Source organism: Pseudomonas eutrophicaquae, from assembly GCF_023544715.1.
Taxonomy (GTDB): domain Bacteria; phylum Pseudomonadota; class Gammaproteobacteria; order Pseudomonadales; family Pseudomonadaceae; genus Geopseudomonas.
Genome location: NZ_JAMJEZ010000005.1, coordinates 20,074 through 34,238 on the forward strand (window position 1 = coordinate 20,074; position 14,165 = coordinate 34,238).

Below are 14,165 nucleotides of genomic sequence, written 5' to 3' on the forward strand. Positions count from 1 at the left end.
CATTCAAAGAGGTACTGAGGATAATCGCCTGGCCGGCGCAGGGCGATAGCCCGTTGGTCGACGCAGGCGCCGCGCCCCCCCTTGCCGATGGCTGGCCGTGGCAGGTACCGTGCGCGCCCCGCCTGCCATCCGGCAGGCTCTGCCGTAGAGTTTTTCGCATGTCGGTCGATCTGGTGCATATCCAGCAGGTGATAGACGAGGCGGACTGTCTGTACCGCGCCGAGGCACTGGACGCGGCGATCCGCCGCATGGCAGGGCAGATCAGCGCCGAGCTGGCCGGCACCCAGCCGCTGCTGCTCTGCGTGATGAATGGCGCGCTGGTGTTCGCCGGCAAGCTGCTGCCGGAGCTGGCCTTTGCCCTGGAAGTCGGCTATGTGCATGCAACCCGCTACCGCGGCGCCACCGAGGGCGGCGAGCTGCACTGGCTGGCCCGCCCGCCGGCGGATCTGGGCGGGCGCGAGGTGCTGATCCTCGACGACATCCTCGATGAGGGGCATACCCTGGCGGCGATCCGCGAGGAGTGTTTGCGGGCCGGAGCCCTGCGGGTGCGCTGCGCGGTGCTGATCGACAAGCAGCATGCGCGCAAGGCCGCTGGGCTGCAGGCCGATTTTGTCGGCCTGTACTGCGAGGATCGCTACCTGTTCGGTTACGGCATGGATTATCAGGGCTACTGGCGCAACGCCCCGGGCATCTTTGCGGTGCGCGGCCGCTAGGCTTCAGTGCTGCTCAGGCGCCGCTGGCTCGGCCGTGGCATCCAGCCAGCGCAGCGCCTTGTGGCGCGCCTGGGGCAGGGTCTGCACGTAGGCCAGCCGGGCGTGGCGATGGATGCCGGCGCGGCGCAGCTGCAGGCGTACCTGTGAGCTGCTGCCACTGAAAATCAGCCCGACGCCCTGCTGGTGATAGTCGCGCAGCACGTTTTCCAGCGCGCTGATCGCGGTCATGTCCAGCATCGGCACTGCGCTCAGATCGACGATCACCACCCGCAGCCCCGGGGTGAAGCGGCGCAGCGCATTGAGGGCCTTTTCCGCCGCGCCGAAGAACAGCGGTCCGCGGATCGCATAGGCCGCCACCGCCTCCGGCAGCTCGCCGAGCAGCTCACGGAACTGACGAGGCAGCGGCGCGGCGGAGGTCAGGGCGCTCATCTGGCGGATGAACAGCCCGGCGGCCAGCAGCAGGCCGACCCCGACCGCCAGCACCATGTCGAAGGCCACGGTCAGCACCAGACAGGTGACCAGCACCAGCACATCGCTGCGCGGGGCAATGCGCAGGGTGTGCAGCACATGGGGCACCTCGGCCATGTTCCAGGCCACCATCAGTAGCAAGGCGGCCAGCGCGGCCATCGGCAGGTAGCTGAACAGCGGGGCGAGCAGCAGCATGGCCACCAGCACCACCCCGGCGTGGATGATCGCCGCCAGCGGCGAGAAGGCCCCGGCACGCACGCTGGCCGCGGTGCGGGCAATCGCCGCAGTGGCGGTGATGCCGCCGAACAGCGGGGCGATCAGGTTACCGAGCCCCTGGCCGATCAGCTCGCCATTGGAGTCGTGCTTGCTGCCGCGCATACCGTCAGCCACCACCGCACACAGCAGCGATTCGATGGCACCGAGCATGGCGATGGCCATCGCCGGCGCCAGTAGTTCGCGCAGCAGGGCCAGGCTCAGCGGGGTGGCCCCTGGCAGATCCCAGGGCCAGGCGAAGCTCGGCAGGTACGGCGGGATGCCGGCCTGGGTGATGCCCTCGTGGGTGTAGCTGAAGCGTTCGCCCAGGGTAGCGACCCCGAGTCCCACATTCTCCAGCGCCAGTGCCAGCAGGGTGCCGACCGCCAGCGCGGCCAGATGCCCGGGTACGCGCGGCACCAGGCGTGGCCAGAGAATCAGCGTGCCGAGGGTCGCGAGCGCCACCAGCGCATCACCCATCTGCAGGCTGGGCAGGGCGCCGAGCAGATCGAGCATCTGCTCGGGGAAGTGACTGGCGCTGCTGGTGACCTCAAGGCCCAGCGCATCCTTGAGCTGTAATCCGGCGATCACCACGCCGATGCCGGCGGTGAAGCCGAGGATCACCGGATAGGGTACGAACTGGATCAGCTTGCCAGCGCGCATCAGCCCCAGCGCGATCAGCATCACGCCCGAGAGCATGGTGCACAGCAGCAGGCCAGAGAGGCCATGCTGCTGGACGATTGGCAGCAGGATCACCACGAAGGCGGCGGTGGGTCCGGAGACGTTGAAGCGCGAACCGCCGGTCAGCGCGATCAGCGGCGCGGCCACCAGCACGGTGTACAGGCCGTGCTGGGGCGGGGCGCCGACCGCAATCGCCAGCGCCATCGCCAGCGGGATGGCGATGATGCCGACTGTCAGCCCGGCGAGCACATCACCGCGCAGGGCCTGGCGGTCGTAACCGACCTTGCGGGTGTGTCGCCAGGCGGTGAACAGCGAGAGGCGCGCAAACCAGGACATGCCGTGACTCCGTGTAATTTCCCCAGAAACGACAAGGGTAAGCGCTGGGCGACGATTCGACTATGCTGTGCACAAAAACGCTGCGCCGCACCTTAGCCCAGCCAGCCGCTCAGGCGCATGGCATTCCAGGCCGCGTAGCCGGCCAGCGCGAGGAAGCACAGCGCGGCGATGCGGTGGATCAGTGTCAGCGGCAGCTTCTCGGCGCTGAAGTGCCCGGCCAGCACCACCGGCACGTTTGCCAGCAGCATGCCGAGGGTGGTGCCGATCACCACCAGCCAGAAGTGCGGGTACTGGGCGGCCAGCATCACGGTGGCAATCTGCGTCTTGTCACCGATCTCGGCGATGAAGAAGGCGATGGTGGTGGTCAGGAACGGGCCGTAGCGGCGCAGGTGGGAGGCTTCTTCGTCCTCGTCGATCGAGTCGGGAATCAGCGTCCAGGCGGCGACGGCAAGGAACGAGGCAGCCAGCAGCCAGCTCAGGGTGGCTTCGCTGAACAGGCTGGAGACCCATTTGCCCAGTGCGCCGGCGAGAAAGTGGTTGGCCACGGTGGCGACCAGAATGCCCCAGATGATCGGCCAAGGCCGGCGAAAGCGGGCGGCGAGCAGCAGGGCGAGCAGTTGGGTCTTGTCGCCGATCTCGGCAAGGGCCACCAGGCCGGTGGGCACGAACAGCGATTGCAGGGCTTCCATCAGAGGTTCCAGAGGGGCGGGTCGGCAATGGCATGACACATGCTGCCTGCCCGCCCCGGGTCGGCAACCTGTGTCATGAGTCTTGTCGAACCGGGCCGGAGCCGGGATGTGGGCGCCATGGTCTGTGGACCAAGTGTGTTGACGCGCACGCCGCCGAATCGCTCGGCGGCAGACTACTCCCTCAGGACGGCGGGCATTGTGCCTGCCGCCCGGACTGCCGGCAAGTTGCCGCTGCCATGGCGCGGGCTCAGCGCCGCCGCGCCGAGTAGATCCTGAAGCCATCCCGCTCGGCGAGCACCGTGCAGGGGCCGAAGTACTGCTCGATCAGTGGCGGGTAGCGCAGGAAGCTGTTGGCCACCAGCCGCAGCTCACCACCGGGGCGCAGGTGGCGCGCAGCCTCGCGCAGCAGCTGCTCGGTGGCCTGATAGTCGGTGTGCACCCCCTGATGGAACGGCGGGTTGCTGACGATCGCGGCCAGCTGGCGGGGCGCATCAAGGATGCCGCTGCCGATCAGTACCTCGCCCTGCAGGGCGTTGGCGGCCAGGGTCAGGCGGCTGCTGGCGGCGGCGAAGGCGTCCACATCCAGCAGGGTGACCTGGCTGTCCGGATAGCGCTGTTTGAGGGCTGCGCCGAGCACGCCGGCCCCGCAGCCAAAATCGAGCAGATCACCGTCCGGCAGCCCGTCGAGGTGTTCGAGCAGCAGGCGCGAGCCGGCATCCAGCCGGCCGTGGCTGAACACCCCAGGCAGCGTCACCACCTGCAAGCTGCGGGTGCCGATCGGCAGCGGGTAGCGGCTGGCCAGTACCTGGAGATCCGGGGCGGGGGGCGCCTGGTGGATTTCGACCTGCCAGAGCTGGCAGTGCCGGGCGCTGTCGAGCTTGCGGGGCGTGCCGAAGGCCGCCAGCTGACGGGCACCGCGCTCGATGCCGCCGCGCTTCTCGCCGACCAGATAAAGCACGCCGCCCGCCAGTCGGGCCGCGAGGCTGGCCAGCAGGTAGTCGGTCAGCTCGCGGGATTTGGGCAGAAACAGCACCGCCGCGCTCAGCGGGCCTTCCGGCGCGTCGGTGCCAAAGTGGCAGCGCTGCGGGTAACGGCTGTTCAGCGCGCTGTGGCTGTCCCACAGCCAGCTCCACAGCCGGGCGCCTGGCAGCTCATCAGCCAGGGTATCGACTGGGGCGCCGACCAGCAGCACCGGGCCGCTGAACAGGTCGCGCTGGCGCAGCAGCACTTCGCTTCGCGGGTCCATGGGATTCTCCTCGCTCAGGGGGCGGGCAGCTTAGGCAAAGCCGTCGCGCCAGGCAACGCCGGGTGCGGCGGCTGTTCGGCGCTCAAGTGGGCGGTGGGCTCGCTCAGGCGCGGGTGACGGCCTCGCGGTCTTCGTCACGCTGGGCATGCAGCGCGGTAAGGCGCAGATCCTTGGCCGCCCACAGGGCGTTGAGCCAGTGCTGGAACTGCAGGCGATAGGCTTCATCTTCCGTGTAACTGCGGCCGAGAAACTCCGCCGGGATCGGCCGCACCTCGATCTCCACCCATACCCGGCGCAGCCGGCCACTGAGCAGGTCAATGAAGCGGGGCTGGCCGTCCGGGTAGAACAGGGTGATGTCCACCAGCGCCTGCAGCTGCTCGCCCATCGCGTCGATGGCCAGGGCCAGGCCACCGGCGCGCGGGCGCAGCAGGTGCTGGTAGGGTGAGGGCTGCGCGGCGTGTTTTGGCGCGCTGAAGCGGGTGCCCTCGGCAAAGTTAAAGATCGCCACCGGCACGCCCTGTAGTCGCTGGCAGGCGCGGCGGGTAGTGGCCAGATCTTCGCCGTGCCGCTCGGGATGACGCGCCAGCCAGGCTTTGGAGCGGCGGCGCATGAACGGAAAATCCAGCGCCCAGCAGCACAGGCCGATCACCGGCAGCCAGATCAGCTCGCGCTTGAGGAAGAAGCGCAGCATCGGCAGCCGGCGATTGAGTACGCCCTGCAGCACCAGAATATCCACCCAGCTCTGGTGATTGCTGACCACCAGGCAACTGCCCAGCCCCGACAATTGCTCCAGGCCGCGCACGCGCCAGCGCCCCCGGCACAGCCCATGCAGCCAGGCGCTGTTGCCGGCGATCCAGGCGGTGGCGATGCCGCCCATCAGCTGGCGCAAAAGACGCTGCGCCGTCGCCGGCAGGGGCAGCAGGCGCAGCAGCGCCAGTGCGAACAGCGGCCAGCACCACAGCAGGGTGTTCGCGGTCAGCCACAGGCTGCTCAGCAACAGGCGCAGCAGGGGGAGCGGATGGAGGGGCATCGGCAGGTCTCGTATGTCGGGTCGGGTCGCTTTCAGCGCGGTGGCCACGTAGAATCGCCAGCTTCTTCTACGCATTCAAGGTTCCAGACCATGCAGATCGCGGCCAACACAGCGGTATCCATCGACTACATCCTGACCAACGAGAGCGGTGAGGTCATCGACAGCTCCGCCGGCGGTGCGCCGCTGGTGTATCTGCATGGCGCCCGCAACATCATCGCCGGCCTTGAGAAGGCGCTGGAAGGCAAGCAGGTCGGTGACGAGCTGGACGTCAGCGTCGAGCCGGAAGACGCCTACGGCGAGTACAGCGCCGAGCTGGTTGCGGTGCTGCCGCGCAACATGTTCGAGGGCGTTGATCAGCTGGAAGTCGGCATGCAGTTCCATGCCTCGGCCCCCAATGGCGGCATGCAGATCGTCACCATCCGTGAGCTGGACGGCGATGACGTCACCGTCGATGGCAACCACCCGCTGGCCGGCCAGCGTCTGAACTTCAAGGTCAAGGTGGTGAATGTGCGCGCCGCCGAGGCCGAGGAAATCGCCCACGGCCACATCCATGGCGAGGGTGGTCACCACCACTGAAGTCATGCCTTTGGCGGATCGTCGATCCGGCCACTGTGCTGCTAAGCTTGTGCTTCGGAGGGCATCGTTCGCAGCGGACGATGCCCTCTGTCGTGTCTGTCCGAAGAGTGCCTACGGAGCCTTGCGCCGATGAGTCTGTTTCATGAGCTGACCCTCACTGCCCTGGATGGCCAGGAGCTGCCCCTCGCCCCGCTCAAGGGCCAGGTGGTGCTGGTGGTCAACGTTGCTTCCCGTTGCGGGCTGACGCCGCAATATGCCGGCCTTGAGCGGCTCTACCAGAAGTACCGCGAGCGGGGTTTCTCGGTGCTGGGCCTGCCCTGCAATCAGTTCGCCGCCCAGGAGCCGGGCAGCGATGCCGAGATTCGCGAGTTCTGCACCCTCAACTACGGGGTGAGCTTCCCGATGAGCACCCGCATCGAGGTCAACGGCCCCGGCCGTCACCCGCTGTATCTGCTGCTGGCGGGTGAAGGCGCGGAGTTCCCCGGCGAAATCACCTGGAACTTCGAGAAGTTTCTGGTCGGCCCCGACGGGCGAGTGCTGGAGCGCTTCTCGCCGCGCATTGCGCCGGAAGATGCACCCCTGGTGCAGGCGATCGAAAAGGCGCTGGCGGCGCTCTGACGCCGCCTCAGCGCGTCTCGGCGGCCCGCCGCTCAAGGCCGCCTTCGCGCACCCAGAACACCGTGGCCCCGGCCACCGCCGCCGGCATCAGCAGGATGTTCAGGCCCGGCACCAGCAGCGCGCCATAGGTAACCCCGCCAAACCCGAGGCTCTGCCAGCGCTTCTCACGCAGCCAGGCCAGCATGCCGTTCCAGCTCATCTTGTGGTTGTCGGCCGGGTAGTCGATGTACTGCACCGCCATCATCCAGATGCCAAACAGCAGCCACAGCGGCGGTGCCAGCAGGTTCAGCACCGGAATCAGCGACAGGATCAGCAGCAGCAGCGCGCGCGGCAGAAAATAGCCGAGCTTGCGCAGCTCGCGGCCGAGGGTGCGGGGAATCATCGCCAGCAGCTCGCCGGTGCTGAACGGCGGGGCGAGGTCTTCGCCGCGCACCACCGCCTCGACCTTTTCAGCCAGAAAGCCGTTGAACGGTGCGGCGATCAGGTTGGCGACCAGGCTGAAGCCAAAAAACAGCATCAGCAGCACCAGCGTGACGAACAGCGGCCACAGCAGGTATTCGAGAAACCCCAGCCAGGCCGGCAGGTTCGGCATCAGGGCCTCGACCCAGCCGGAAAACTCGCGGATCGCCAGCGTGATGGTGGCGGCAAACAGCAGCAGGTTGATGAACAGTGGCAGCAGCACAAACAGGCGCAGGCCGGGCGTGAGGATCAGGCGCAGCCCCTCGCCAAGGTAGCGCGGGCCGCTGAGCAGGGCAGTGGACATGGGTTCAGCCTCCTTGAGCGGGGCTGAACCTTAGCATGTTGGTGCAGGCGGTTTGCAGCGGCTCAGCCTTTGCGGCTCAGCGGCAGGGCGGCAAAACGCACGCCAGCGAGCCCGCTGTGCATCAGGGCGCGAATGTTGGCGTGGTCGCTGCCCTCGGGGGTGGCCAGCACGCTGCGGTAGTGCTCGCCAAAGGCGCGCAGGGTTTCTGCATCGCTCAGCCCTTCCAGCAGGGCCAGTCCGAGCAGCTTGCAGGAGCCTTCGTTCTGCCCGGCGTTGCTCTGGGTGGCGCCGTTCTCGAACGGCTGCGGCTGGTAGTCGTAGTGTTCAGCGATAAAGGTCAGGGTCTGCGCAAAGAGGAAATCATCGCGCTGCAGGGCGGTGCGAAAATCGTTGAGGACGCTCATGCGGGGCAGCTCCGGATAGGGAATGGGGCGCCGATCATAGAAGGCCAGGCCGGTGCCGGCAAACCACGGGGAGCCTGGGCGACCGGCAGAAAGCAAGCAGCCCGGACCAGGCCGGGCTGCGAGTTCAGCAGACAAGCGAGTGCTCAGCGGTGGCCGGTCAGGGTGATCGACACCGACTCGGCAAAGCGCAGCGCATGGGGCTTGTCGACCTCGACCTCGGCATAGCGCACCTGTGGATGAGCCATGACGATATCGAGGATTTCCTGGGTCATGCGCTCCAGCAGGGCGAAGCGGTTTTCCTCGACATGGCGGATGATCGCCTTGGTGATGGTGCGGTAATTGAGCGCCTGATCGATGTCATTGCCCTGCACCGCCTGCTGGGCGGGGTAGAGGATGGTCAGGTTGATCAGCACATCCTGCTTGTTGAGGATTTCCTCTTCCTTGATGCCGATGTAGGTGCGCAGGCACAGATCCTTGACGCGAATACGGGCCATGCCCGGTTCCAGGCGCGGCATCTCAGCGACCCCGACCGATCAGCTGCAGAAACTCCTGGCGGGTGTTGCACGACTCACGGAACGCGCCAAGCATCACCGAGGAGGTCATCACCGAGTTCTGCTTCTCGACGCCGCGCATCATCATGCACATGTGCTGGGCCTCGATCACCACCGCCACGCCGGCAGCCCCTGTTACCTGCTGGATCGCTTCGGCGATCTGGCGGGTCAGGTTCTCCTGGATCTGCAGGCGACGGGCAAACATGTCAACGATGCGCGCCACCTTGGACAGCCCCAGCACCTTGCCGGTCGGGATGTAGGCGACATGCGCCTTGCCGATGAACGGCAGGATGTGGTGTTCGCACAGCGAGTACAGCTCGATGTCACGGACGATCACCATCTCGTCGTTGTCGGAGGCGAACAGGGCGCCGTTGACGATCTCATCGAGCGACTGGGTGTAGCCGCGGCACAGGTACTGCATGGCCTTGGCGGCGCGCTTGGGGGTGTCGAGCAGGCCTTCACGCTCTGGGTTCTCGCCAAGCCCTACCAGAATATCGTGGTAGTTCTGGGTGATTTGCGGGAGTTTGTCGCTCATGGGTCGATTCCTCGAGGGCAGCTCAGCGCACGTGGCGGCCGCCGTTGACGCACAGGCGGGTGCCGGTGACGTAGGGGTTGTCCAGAAGATAGCGCAGGCTCTGGTAGATCACCTGCGGTCCGGGTTCGATCCCCAGCACCGATTTGGCCAGGGTCTTCTGCCGGTAAGCCGCATCGTCGCTGGGGTGGAACATCACCAGGGCCGGAGCGATGGTGTTGACCTTGATGCGTGGGGCGAACTGCGCGGCGAACGAGAGCGTCATGTTCTCCAGTCCAGCCTTGCTGGCGCAATAGGCGACCCGGTTGGCGCTGCCACGGCGCACGACGTCGTCACTGATATGCACGATGTCAGCGGTGACTTCCTGTTCGAGCAGGGCGCGGCAGCGCAGGTTGATCAGATAAGGCGCCAGCATGTGCACATTGACCATCCGCGCAAAGGCCTCTGCTTCCTCGCCGGGCTGCTCGGCCAGCCACTCCGAGGCATTGTGCACGATGGCGCGCAGCCGGTCGGTGCTGGCGTGCAGGCGCTCGATGAAGTCGAGAATCCCGGCCTCACTGGAAAAGTCAGCGACAAGGGTCAGGGCGCCGCGCTCGCGCAATTCGGCGAGCGCTGGCCGTTCGGTGCGGTAGCTGACGATCAGTGCATGACCGTCGTCGAGCAGGCGATGGGCGCAGTGCAATCCGACACGCTGGCTGGCACCGGTGAGCAGGATCGGAGCGGATGGCGAAGTCATGGGCGCCTCATCGGGAATCTGGGCGGTTCAGCGGGCGAAACCGCTGGGTACCTGACAAGTAGTTGGACGGCACACCAACTGAACCGCGAATGAAGTTATACCAGATGAGCTTTTTGTACAACCATGTTTTGCGTGTGGAGATGAGCTATTTGTCGAAAATCCCACATTTGGCGGGAATATTGCGTAAAAAGATTACCTATCCCATTTATGAGTAGGGTTTTTTGTTGTACGCGATGGGTGTGTTGTACAGATTGAGCGTTCACTCCGGGCGGCGCTTGGGCAGCTCACACTGCCCATCACGGCAGCGCCGGGCGCCATCGGGGTGGGGCAGCCATTCCAGGTGCGGGCGCAGCAGGCAGAACAATCGGTAGCCCGGCTCCATCAGGCGGCGCAGCCAGGGCCACTGCAGCAGTCGCGCCAGGCCAAGCCCTGCGGCCAGCCAGCTCCAGTAGGTGGCATCCACCCCGGAAACCCAGTGACCGTCGGCAAAGCGCGCGTGCAGGCGATCCTGCAGCTCGCGATGGCGAAAGCCCAGTGCGGCGGCATCAAAGTCGGCGGCGCTGATATCGACCAACTGCAGGCGGGCCGGGTCGGCGCGGCGGCTCAGCAGGCGGATTTCTCGGGCACACAACGGGCAATCGCCATCGTAATAGAGGGTCAGCGGCCAGGCGGGCGTGGTGGACATGGCAACGATCTCGCAGTTGTATAAGCCTTGTACAATTTAAGCGCTTCGGAGGCTAGGGTACAATGCCGCGACCGATTTCCCTGCGCGACGCCCCCACATGTCCGATCTGCCCGTAACCCCGCCCCGCATCGAGCCTTCTCCTCAGGACGAGCTGTACCCGATCCGCGAGGTGGTGCGCCTGACCGGCGTCAACCCGGTCACCCTGCGTGCCTGGGAGCGTCGTTACGGGCTGATTCGCCCGACCCGTACCGACAGTGGCCACCGGCTGTACTCGCAGGCAGAAATCGAGGCGGTGCGCAGCATCCTGGCCTGGATCGAGCGCGGCGTGGCGGTCAGCAAGGTGGGCAAGCTGCTCGAGCGTAATGCGCAGGTGCGCAGCGCCGCTGCTACCGACAGCGAGCCGGTGACGGCGCATGAGCATGCCGAGTGGCAGCAGCGGCTGGAGGCGGCGGTCAGCGCCTTTGACGACCTGCAGCTGGAGCGCCTGTATGGGCAGATTTTCTCTACCTACCCGCTGGCTGTAGCCTTCCAGGACGTGCTGCTGCCGGTCTGGCAGACGCTGCTGCTGCGCCAGGATGGTTTCGGGCAGACCAGTGAGTGGCTGTTCTTTGATGCCTTCTTGCGGGCGCGGGTCCTGCAGCGCCTGCTGCTGGCCGGAGCGCCCGGCAGCGAGCGCATCCTGCTGGCGGCCTTGCCGGGGCATCGCCATGAGCTGGAGCTGCTGGTCTGTGGCCTGCTGCTCTGCGGGGCGGAGCTGAATGTCACGCCGCTGAGCCTTGGGCAGCCGTTCGATGAGCTGGCGCTGGTCTGCGAGCGGCGCCGGCCAGCGGCACTGGTGCTGTTCTCCAACAGCCCGCCCGATCCTGATCTGGCGCGCCGTCTGGAGCGGCTGGGGCTCAGCCTGAGCTGCCCGCTGGCGCTGGCCGGCGACATCGCCGATCTGGCCGAGGACGCTCTGCAAGGTACGCCGATTGCCTGCCTTGGCAACGATGGTCGCTTGATGCCGCGGCGCCTGCGCCAGTTCCTGAATGGGCATCTGGACACCTGATACGGCAATAGCGCTTGCCATGCCGCCGAAATTCTTGTACAAAAGCTGTACATGAACGGCGGCTGTATAATCCCCCTCCTTTATGGCTGCCGTTCGACACTCTGCGCACTCCGGCAGCCGCTTCCCCTGATCTTTGGCTGCCGGATTTTTTTATTCCCGCCTGCATGCTCTGGCGTGCAGGCAACAAAAAGCCGCTGCAGCCCATCGGGCGCAGCGGCTTTTTCGTCGGGGCCGTGACGTGGCGGGTCAGGCCTGTTGGGCGGCCCGCAGGCTCGCCAGCTCCTCGCGCAAGGCCTTGAGTTCGGCCTCAAGCTCCTCCACCCGCTGCTCGGCGGCGACCTGATCAGTGACATCCTTCTGGATGCCGATGTAATAGGTCAGCTGATCCGCTTCATTGAAGACCGGGGTGATCGACAGCTCGTTCCAGAACAGCGAGCCATCCTTGCGGTAGTTGCGGATCACCTGACGGCAGGGGCGATGCTCGCGCACCGCCTGACGGATCAGCTCCAGCGACAGCTGCTCACGATCACCGGCCTGCAGGAAGCGGCAGTCACGATAGAGGATGTCATCCACGCTGTAGCCGGTCAGGCGCTCGAAGGCTGGGTTGGCGTAGATGAGGATGTTGTCGTCACCTTCCTGTTCGGCGACCACGATGCCGTCGTTGGATGCATCGACTACCAGTTGCAGCAGCTGGGCATTGATCATCGGAACTGTCCTGAGAGAGGTGGATGGCATTCTAATCGAACAGCGCACGCTGTCCATGCCGGGGCGCCTCGGGGCTGGAGATTGTTGCGGCATGCCCGTGGACCGTGAGCGCTGGTGCATAATCGGCGCCCTGCTCAATTCTGCCCGGGAGGGCTGCCATGCTCGAACTTGCCATCATCTCCGGTTCCGTCTACGGCGCGGCCGAGGAAGTTGCCCGTCACGCCGAGGATTTCCTGCGCGAAGCCGGTATCGAGGCGCGTCACCTGCCGCGTGCTGATCTGGAGACCTTGCTGGCCTGTGATCCTGCCGCGCTGCTGGTGGTGACCTCGACCACCGGGATGGGCGAGGTGCCCGACGCGCTGCAGGCCCTGCTCGATCAGCTCGCCGGGCATCAGCCGGACTGGCGCGGCCGGCCACTGGCGGTGATCGGGCTGGGCGATACCACCTACGGTGAGCAGTTCTGCGCCGCGGCGCTGCAGGCGCACATGCAGTTGCTGGCGCTGGGCATGCGCGATGTGCAGTCGCAGCTGCAGCTCGATGCCAGTGAAACCGTCACCCCGGCCGAGGATGCCGAGCCCTGGCTGGCGCGACTGGCGGCCAATCTGGCCGGGTTGTGAGGGTGCTGGCGTCTGCCGGTGCATCGACAAGGAGCCGGCCGTTGCAGGGTAGAACGCCGGGTGCGTCATGAAATTCTGGTTATAAAAATATTATTTAATAGTATTTTTGTAACAAATACCGGCCCCGGTATGATGCGCGCCATCGGCAGCCACCGGCTGCCCCACTGTCGATCACGGGGATCCGTCATGTCGCTCAACAAGTCGTCGCTGCTGGCCGTGCTGCTGGCCGGTATCACCCTCAGCCCGCTGGCCCAGGCCACCAATGGCTATTTCGCCCATGGTTATGGCATCAAGTCGCTGGGCATGGCGGGTGTGGGCTATGCGCTGCCCCAGGACGCGCTGGCCGCCGCCACCAATCCGGCGGGCATCACCGCGGTGGGTGATCGTCTGGATCTGGGCGTGACCTGGTTCAAGCCTGAGCGCAGTGCGCAGATCCGTGGCAACCAGACGCCGTTTGGCTCGGCCGATGGCAACTATGACGGTAACGACACCGAAGCCTTCCTGATCCCCGAGTTTGGCTATGTGCGCCAGCTCAATGAGCGCCTGGCGCTGGGTCTGGCGATCTACGGCAATGGCGGCATGAACACCGATTACAAGCGCAACCCGTTCGCCGTCTATGGCGGGCAGGGCAGTGCCGGCGTCGATCTGGCGCAGGTGTTCATCACCCCGACCCTGGCCTGGAAGGCCAGCGAGCGGCACAGTTTTGGCATTGGCATCAACTACGCCTACCAGCGTTTTGAAGCGCGCGGCCTGCAGGGCTTCCAGAGTGCCTCGATCGCGCCGGACAAGGTCACCAACAACGGCCACGACCATTCCGATGGCTGGGGGCTGCGTCTGGGCTGGAACGGCCAGCTCACCGATACCCTGAGCGTTGGCGTGGCCTGGTCGTCGAAGATCAAGACCAGCAAGTTCAAGGACTACGCCGGCCTCTTTGCCGATGGCGGCAGTTTCGATATCCCGGAGAACTACGGCATCGGTCTGGCCTGGCAGGCCACCGAGCGCCTGACCCTGGCGGCCGACGTGCAGCAGATCGACTATGCCGATGTCAAAGCCATAGCGAATTCGGTGGATGTGCTGTTCCAGGGCCAGCCGCTCGGCTCCGAGAACGGCCCGAATTTTGGCTGGGAAGACATCCGCATCTACAAACTGGCCGCCAGCTACGCCCTCGACCCGCGCCTGACCCTGCGCGCCGGCTTCAGCTGGGCTGATCAGGCGCTGGATACGGGCGAGACCTTCTTCAACACCCTGGCGCCGGGCGTGGTGCGTAAACACCTGACCTTCGGTGCCACCTGGGCGCCGGCGGAGAATCAGGAACTCAGCGTCTTCTACGCCCATGCTTTCAGCGAGGAGCTCAAGGGCAGCGGCTCGATCAACCCGCAACTGGGCGGCGGCGAGGCGAACCTGAAGATGAGCCAGAACAGCCTCGGCCTCGGCTACGCCTGGAAACTCTGAGACGGTTGCATCCACCGCCTGCGGCCCTACACTCTGCACCCGACCGGGACGGCCCTGCGCCTT

General features: G+C 66.0%; 17 protein-coding genes. 6 read left to right on the forward strand and 11 right to left on the reverse strand.

Annotated features, from left to right (window positions below; translation table 11 throughout):
- Nucleotides 1-158 precede the first annotated feature (158 nt).
- On the forward strand, nucleotides 159-713 hold the full coding sequence (locus tag MXC11_RS03450; RefSeq protein WP_250005359.1) for a hypoxanthine-guanine phosphoribosyltransferase: 555 nt from the start codon (nucleotides 159-161) through the stop codon (nucleotides 711-713).
- 3 nt (nucleotides 714-716) lie between these two features.
- Here the strand turns inward: MXC11_RS03450 and dauA are convergent, their stop codons facing one another.
- The 4 genes from dauA to MXC11_RS03470 all read right to left on the reverse strand — a co-directional run bounded on the left by dauA (nucleotide 717) and on the right by MXC11_RS03470 (nucleotide 5,415).
- Entirely contained in the window at nucleotides 717-2,450 is a 1,734-nt protein-coding gene (gene dauA, locus MXC11_RS03455; RefSeq protein WP_250005362.1) for a C4-dicarboxylic acid transporter DauA, read from the reverse strand.
- Between the two features lie 92 nt (nucleotides 2,451-2,542).
- Nucleotides 2,543-3,130, reverse strand: a complete 588-nt coding sequence (locus MXC11_RS03460) for a TMEM165/GDT1 family protein (protein ID WP_250005665.1) — start codon at nucleotides 3,128-3,130, stop codon at nucleotides 2,543-2,545.
- A 256-nt stretch (nucleotides 3,131-3,386) separates the two neighbouring features.
- Nucleotides 3,387-4,385 carry a class I SAM-dependent methyltransferase gene (locus MXC11_RS03465; protein ID WP_250005365.1) on the reverse strand — a complete coding sequence of 333 codons (999 nt, stop codon included), beginning with the start codon at nucleotides 4,383-4,385 and terminating at the stop codon, nucleotides 3,387-3,389.
- Between the two features lie 103 nt (nucleotides 4,386-4,488).
- Nucleotides 4,489-5,415 carry an acyltransferase gene (locus MXC11_RS03470; protein WP_250005368.1) on the reverse strand — a complete coding sequence of 309 codons (927 nt, stop codon included), beginning with the start codon at nucleotides 5,413-5,415 and terminating at the stop codon, nucleotides 4,489-4,491.
- A 90-nt stretch (nucleotides 5,416-5,505) separates the two neighbouring features.
- Between MXC11_RS03470 and MXC11_RS03475 the strand changes: the two genes are divergently transcribed.
- Entirely contained in the window at nucleotides 5,506-5,991 is a 486-nt protein-coding gene (locus MXC11_RS03475) for an FKBP-type peptidyl-prolyl cis-trans isomerase (protein ID WP_250005373.1), read from the forward strand.
- Nucleotides 5,992-6,120: 129 nt separating this feature from the next.
- Nucleotides 6,121-6,609 (forward strand): glutathione peroxidase, encoded by a 489-nt coding sequence (locus MXC11_RS03480; protein WP_250005376.1) that lies wholly within the window; start codon nucleotides 6,121-6,123, stop codon nucleotides 6,607-6,609.
- 7 nt (nucleotides 6,610-6,616) lie between these two features.
- Here the strand turns inward: MXC11_RS03480 and cysZ are convergent, their stop codons facing one another.
- The 6 genes from cysZ to MXC11_RS03510 all read right to left on the reverse strand — a co-directional run bounded on the left by cysZ (nucleotide 6,617) and on the right by MXC11_RS03510 (nucleotide 10,280).
- A complete protein-coding gene (cysZ, locus tag MXC11_RS03485) occupies nucleotides 6,617-7,372 on the reverse strand; it encodes a sulfate transporter CysZ (RefSeq protein WP_250005379.1) in 756 nt (251 codons plus the stop codon).
- A 62-nt stretch (nucleotides 7,373-7,434) separates the two neighbouring features.
- Nucleotides 7,435-7,776, reverse strand: a complete 342-nt coding sequence (locus MXC11_RS03490) for a HopJ type III effector protein (protein ID WP_250005381.1) — start codon at nucleotides 7,774-7,776, stop codon at nucleotides 7,435-7,437.
- 143 nt (nucleotides 7,777-7,919) lie between these two features.
- On the reverse strand, nucleotides 7,920-8,291 hold the full coding sequence (gene folX, locus MXC11_RS03495; protein WP_250005383.1) for a dihydroneopterin triphosphate 2'-epimerase: 372 nt from the start codon (nucleotides 8,289-8,291) through the stop codon (nucleotides 7,920-7,922).
- A 1-nt stretch (nucleotide 8,292) separates the two neighbouring features.
- Entirely contained in the window at nucleotides 8,293-8,862 is a 570-nt protein-coding gene (gene folE / locus MXC11_RS03500; protein ID WP_250005408.1) for a GTP cyclohydrolase I FolE, read from the reverse strand.
- Between the two features lie 22 nt (nucleotides 8,863-8,884).
- Nucleotides 8,885-9,595 (reverse strand): dihydromonapterin reductase, encoded by a 711-nt coding sequence (gene folM / locus MXC11_RS03505; protein WP_250005419.1) that lies wholly within the window; start codon nucleotides 9,593-9,595, stop codon nucleotides 8,885-8,887.
- A gap of 259 nt (nucleotides 9,596-9,854) precedes the next feature.
- Nucleotides 9,855-10,280, reverse strand: coding sequence for a thiol-disulfide oxidoreductase DCC family protein (locus MXC11_RS03510; protein ID WP_250005421.1), 426 nt, complete (start codon nucleotides 10,278-10,280; stop codon nucleotides 9,855-9,857).
- Between the two features lie 97 nt (nucleotides 10,281-10,377).
- Between MXC11_RS03510 and MXC11_RS03515 the strand changes: the two genes are divergently transcribed.
- A complete protein-coding gene (locus MXC11_RS03515) occupies nucleotides 10,378-11,328 on the forward strand; it encodes a MerR family transcriptional regulator (protein WP_250005423.1) in 951 nt (316 codons plus the stop codon).
- A gap of 246 nt (nucleotides 11,329-11,574) precedes the next feature.
- On the opposite strand, the gene MXC11_RS03520 is transcribed toward MXC11_RS03515, so the two are convergent.
- Complete coding sequence (locus tag MXC11_RS03520) at nucleotides 11,575-12,033, reverse strand: PAS domain-containing protein (RefSeq protein WP_250005425.1); 459 nt, start codon at nucleotides 12,031-12,033, stop codon at nucleotides 11,575-11,577.
- 158 nt (nucleotides 12,034-12,191) lie between these two features.
- Here MXC11_RS03520 and MXC11_RS03525 point away from each other — a divergent pair, with 158 nt between their 5' ends.
- On the forward strand, nucleotides 12,192-12,650 hold the full coding sequence (locus MXC11_RS03525) for a flavodoxin domain-containing protein (protein WP_250005428.1): 459 nt from the start codon (nucleotides 12,192-12,194) through the stop codon (nucleotides 12,648-12,650).
- A gap of 186 nt (nucleotides 12,651-12,836) precedes the next feature.
- Nucleotides 12,837-14,102 carry an OmpP1/FadL family transporter gene (locus MXC11_RS03530; protein WP_250005430.1) on the forward strand — a complete coding sequence of 422 codons (1,266 nt, stop codon included), beginning with the start codon at nucleotides 12,837-12,839 and terminating at the stop codon, nucleotides 14,100-14,102.
- Nucleotides 14,103-14,165: the final 63 nt, after the last annotated feature.

Coding starts and splice junctions, on each gene's coding strand:
- MXC11_RS03525 (WP_250005428.1), top strand. CDS start 12,192: ATGCTCGAACTTGCCATCATCTCCGGTTCCGTCTACGGCGCGGCCGAG.
- folE (WP_250005408.1), bottom strand. CDS start 8,862: ATGAGCGACAAACTCCCGCAAATCACCCAGAACTACCACGATATTCTG.
- MXC11_RS03510 (WP_250005421.1), bottom strand. CDS start 10,280: ATGTCCACCACGCCCGCCTGGCCGCTGACCCTCTATTACGATGGCGAT.
- MXC11_RS03520 (WP_250005425.1), bottom strand. CDS start 12,033: ATGATCAATGCCCAGCTGCTGCAACTGGTAGTCGATGCATCCAACGAC.
- MXC11_RS03450 (WP_250005359.1), top strand. CDS start 159: ATGTCGGTCGATCTGGTGCATATCCAGCAGGTGATAGACGAGGCGGAC.
- dauA (WP_250005362.1), bottom strand. CDS start 2,450: ATGTCCTGGTTTGCGCGCCTCTCGCTGTTCACCGCCTGGCGACACACC.
- MXC11_RS03530 (WP_250005430.1), top strand. CDS start 12,837: ATGTCGCTCAACAAGTCGTCGCTGCTGGCCGTGCTGCTGGCCGGTATC.
- MXC11_RS03480 (WP_250005376.1), top strand. CDS start 6,121: ATGAGTCTGTTTCATGAGCTGACCCTCACTGCCCTGGATGGCCAGGAG.
- MXC11_RS03465 (WP_250005365.1), bottom strand. CDS start 4,385: ATGGACCCGCGAAGCGAAGTGCTGCTGCGCCAGCGCGACCTGTTCAGC.
- MXC11_RS03490 (WP_250005381.1), bottom strand. CDS start 7,776: ATGAGCGTCCTCAACGATTTTCGCACCGCCCTGCAGCGCGATGATTTC.
- MXC11_RS03470 (WP_250005368.1), bottom strand. CDS start 5,415: ATGCCCCTCCATCCGCTCCCCCTGCTGCGCCTGTTGCTGAGCAGCCTG.
- folX (WP_250005383.1), bottom strand. CDS start 8,291: ATGCCGCGCCTGGAACCGGGCATGGCCCGTATTCGCGTCAAGGATCTG.
- MXC11_RS03515 (WP_250005423.1), top strand. CDS start 10,378: ATGTCCGATCTGCCCGTAACCCCGCCCCGCATCGAGCCTTCTCCTCAG.
- folM (WP_250005419.1), bottom strand. CDS start 9,595: ATGACTTCGCCATCCGCTCCGATCCTGCTCACCGGTGCCAGCCAGCGT.
- MXC11_RS03475 (WP_250005373.1), top strand. CDS start 5,506: ATGCAGATCGCGGCCAACACAGCGGTATCCATCGACTACATCCTGACC.
- cysZ (WP_250005379.1), bottom strand. CDS start 7,372: ATGTCCACTGCCCTGCTCAGCGGCCCGCGCTACCTTGGCGAGGGGCTG.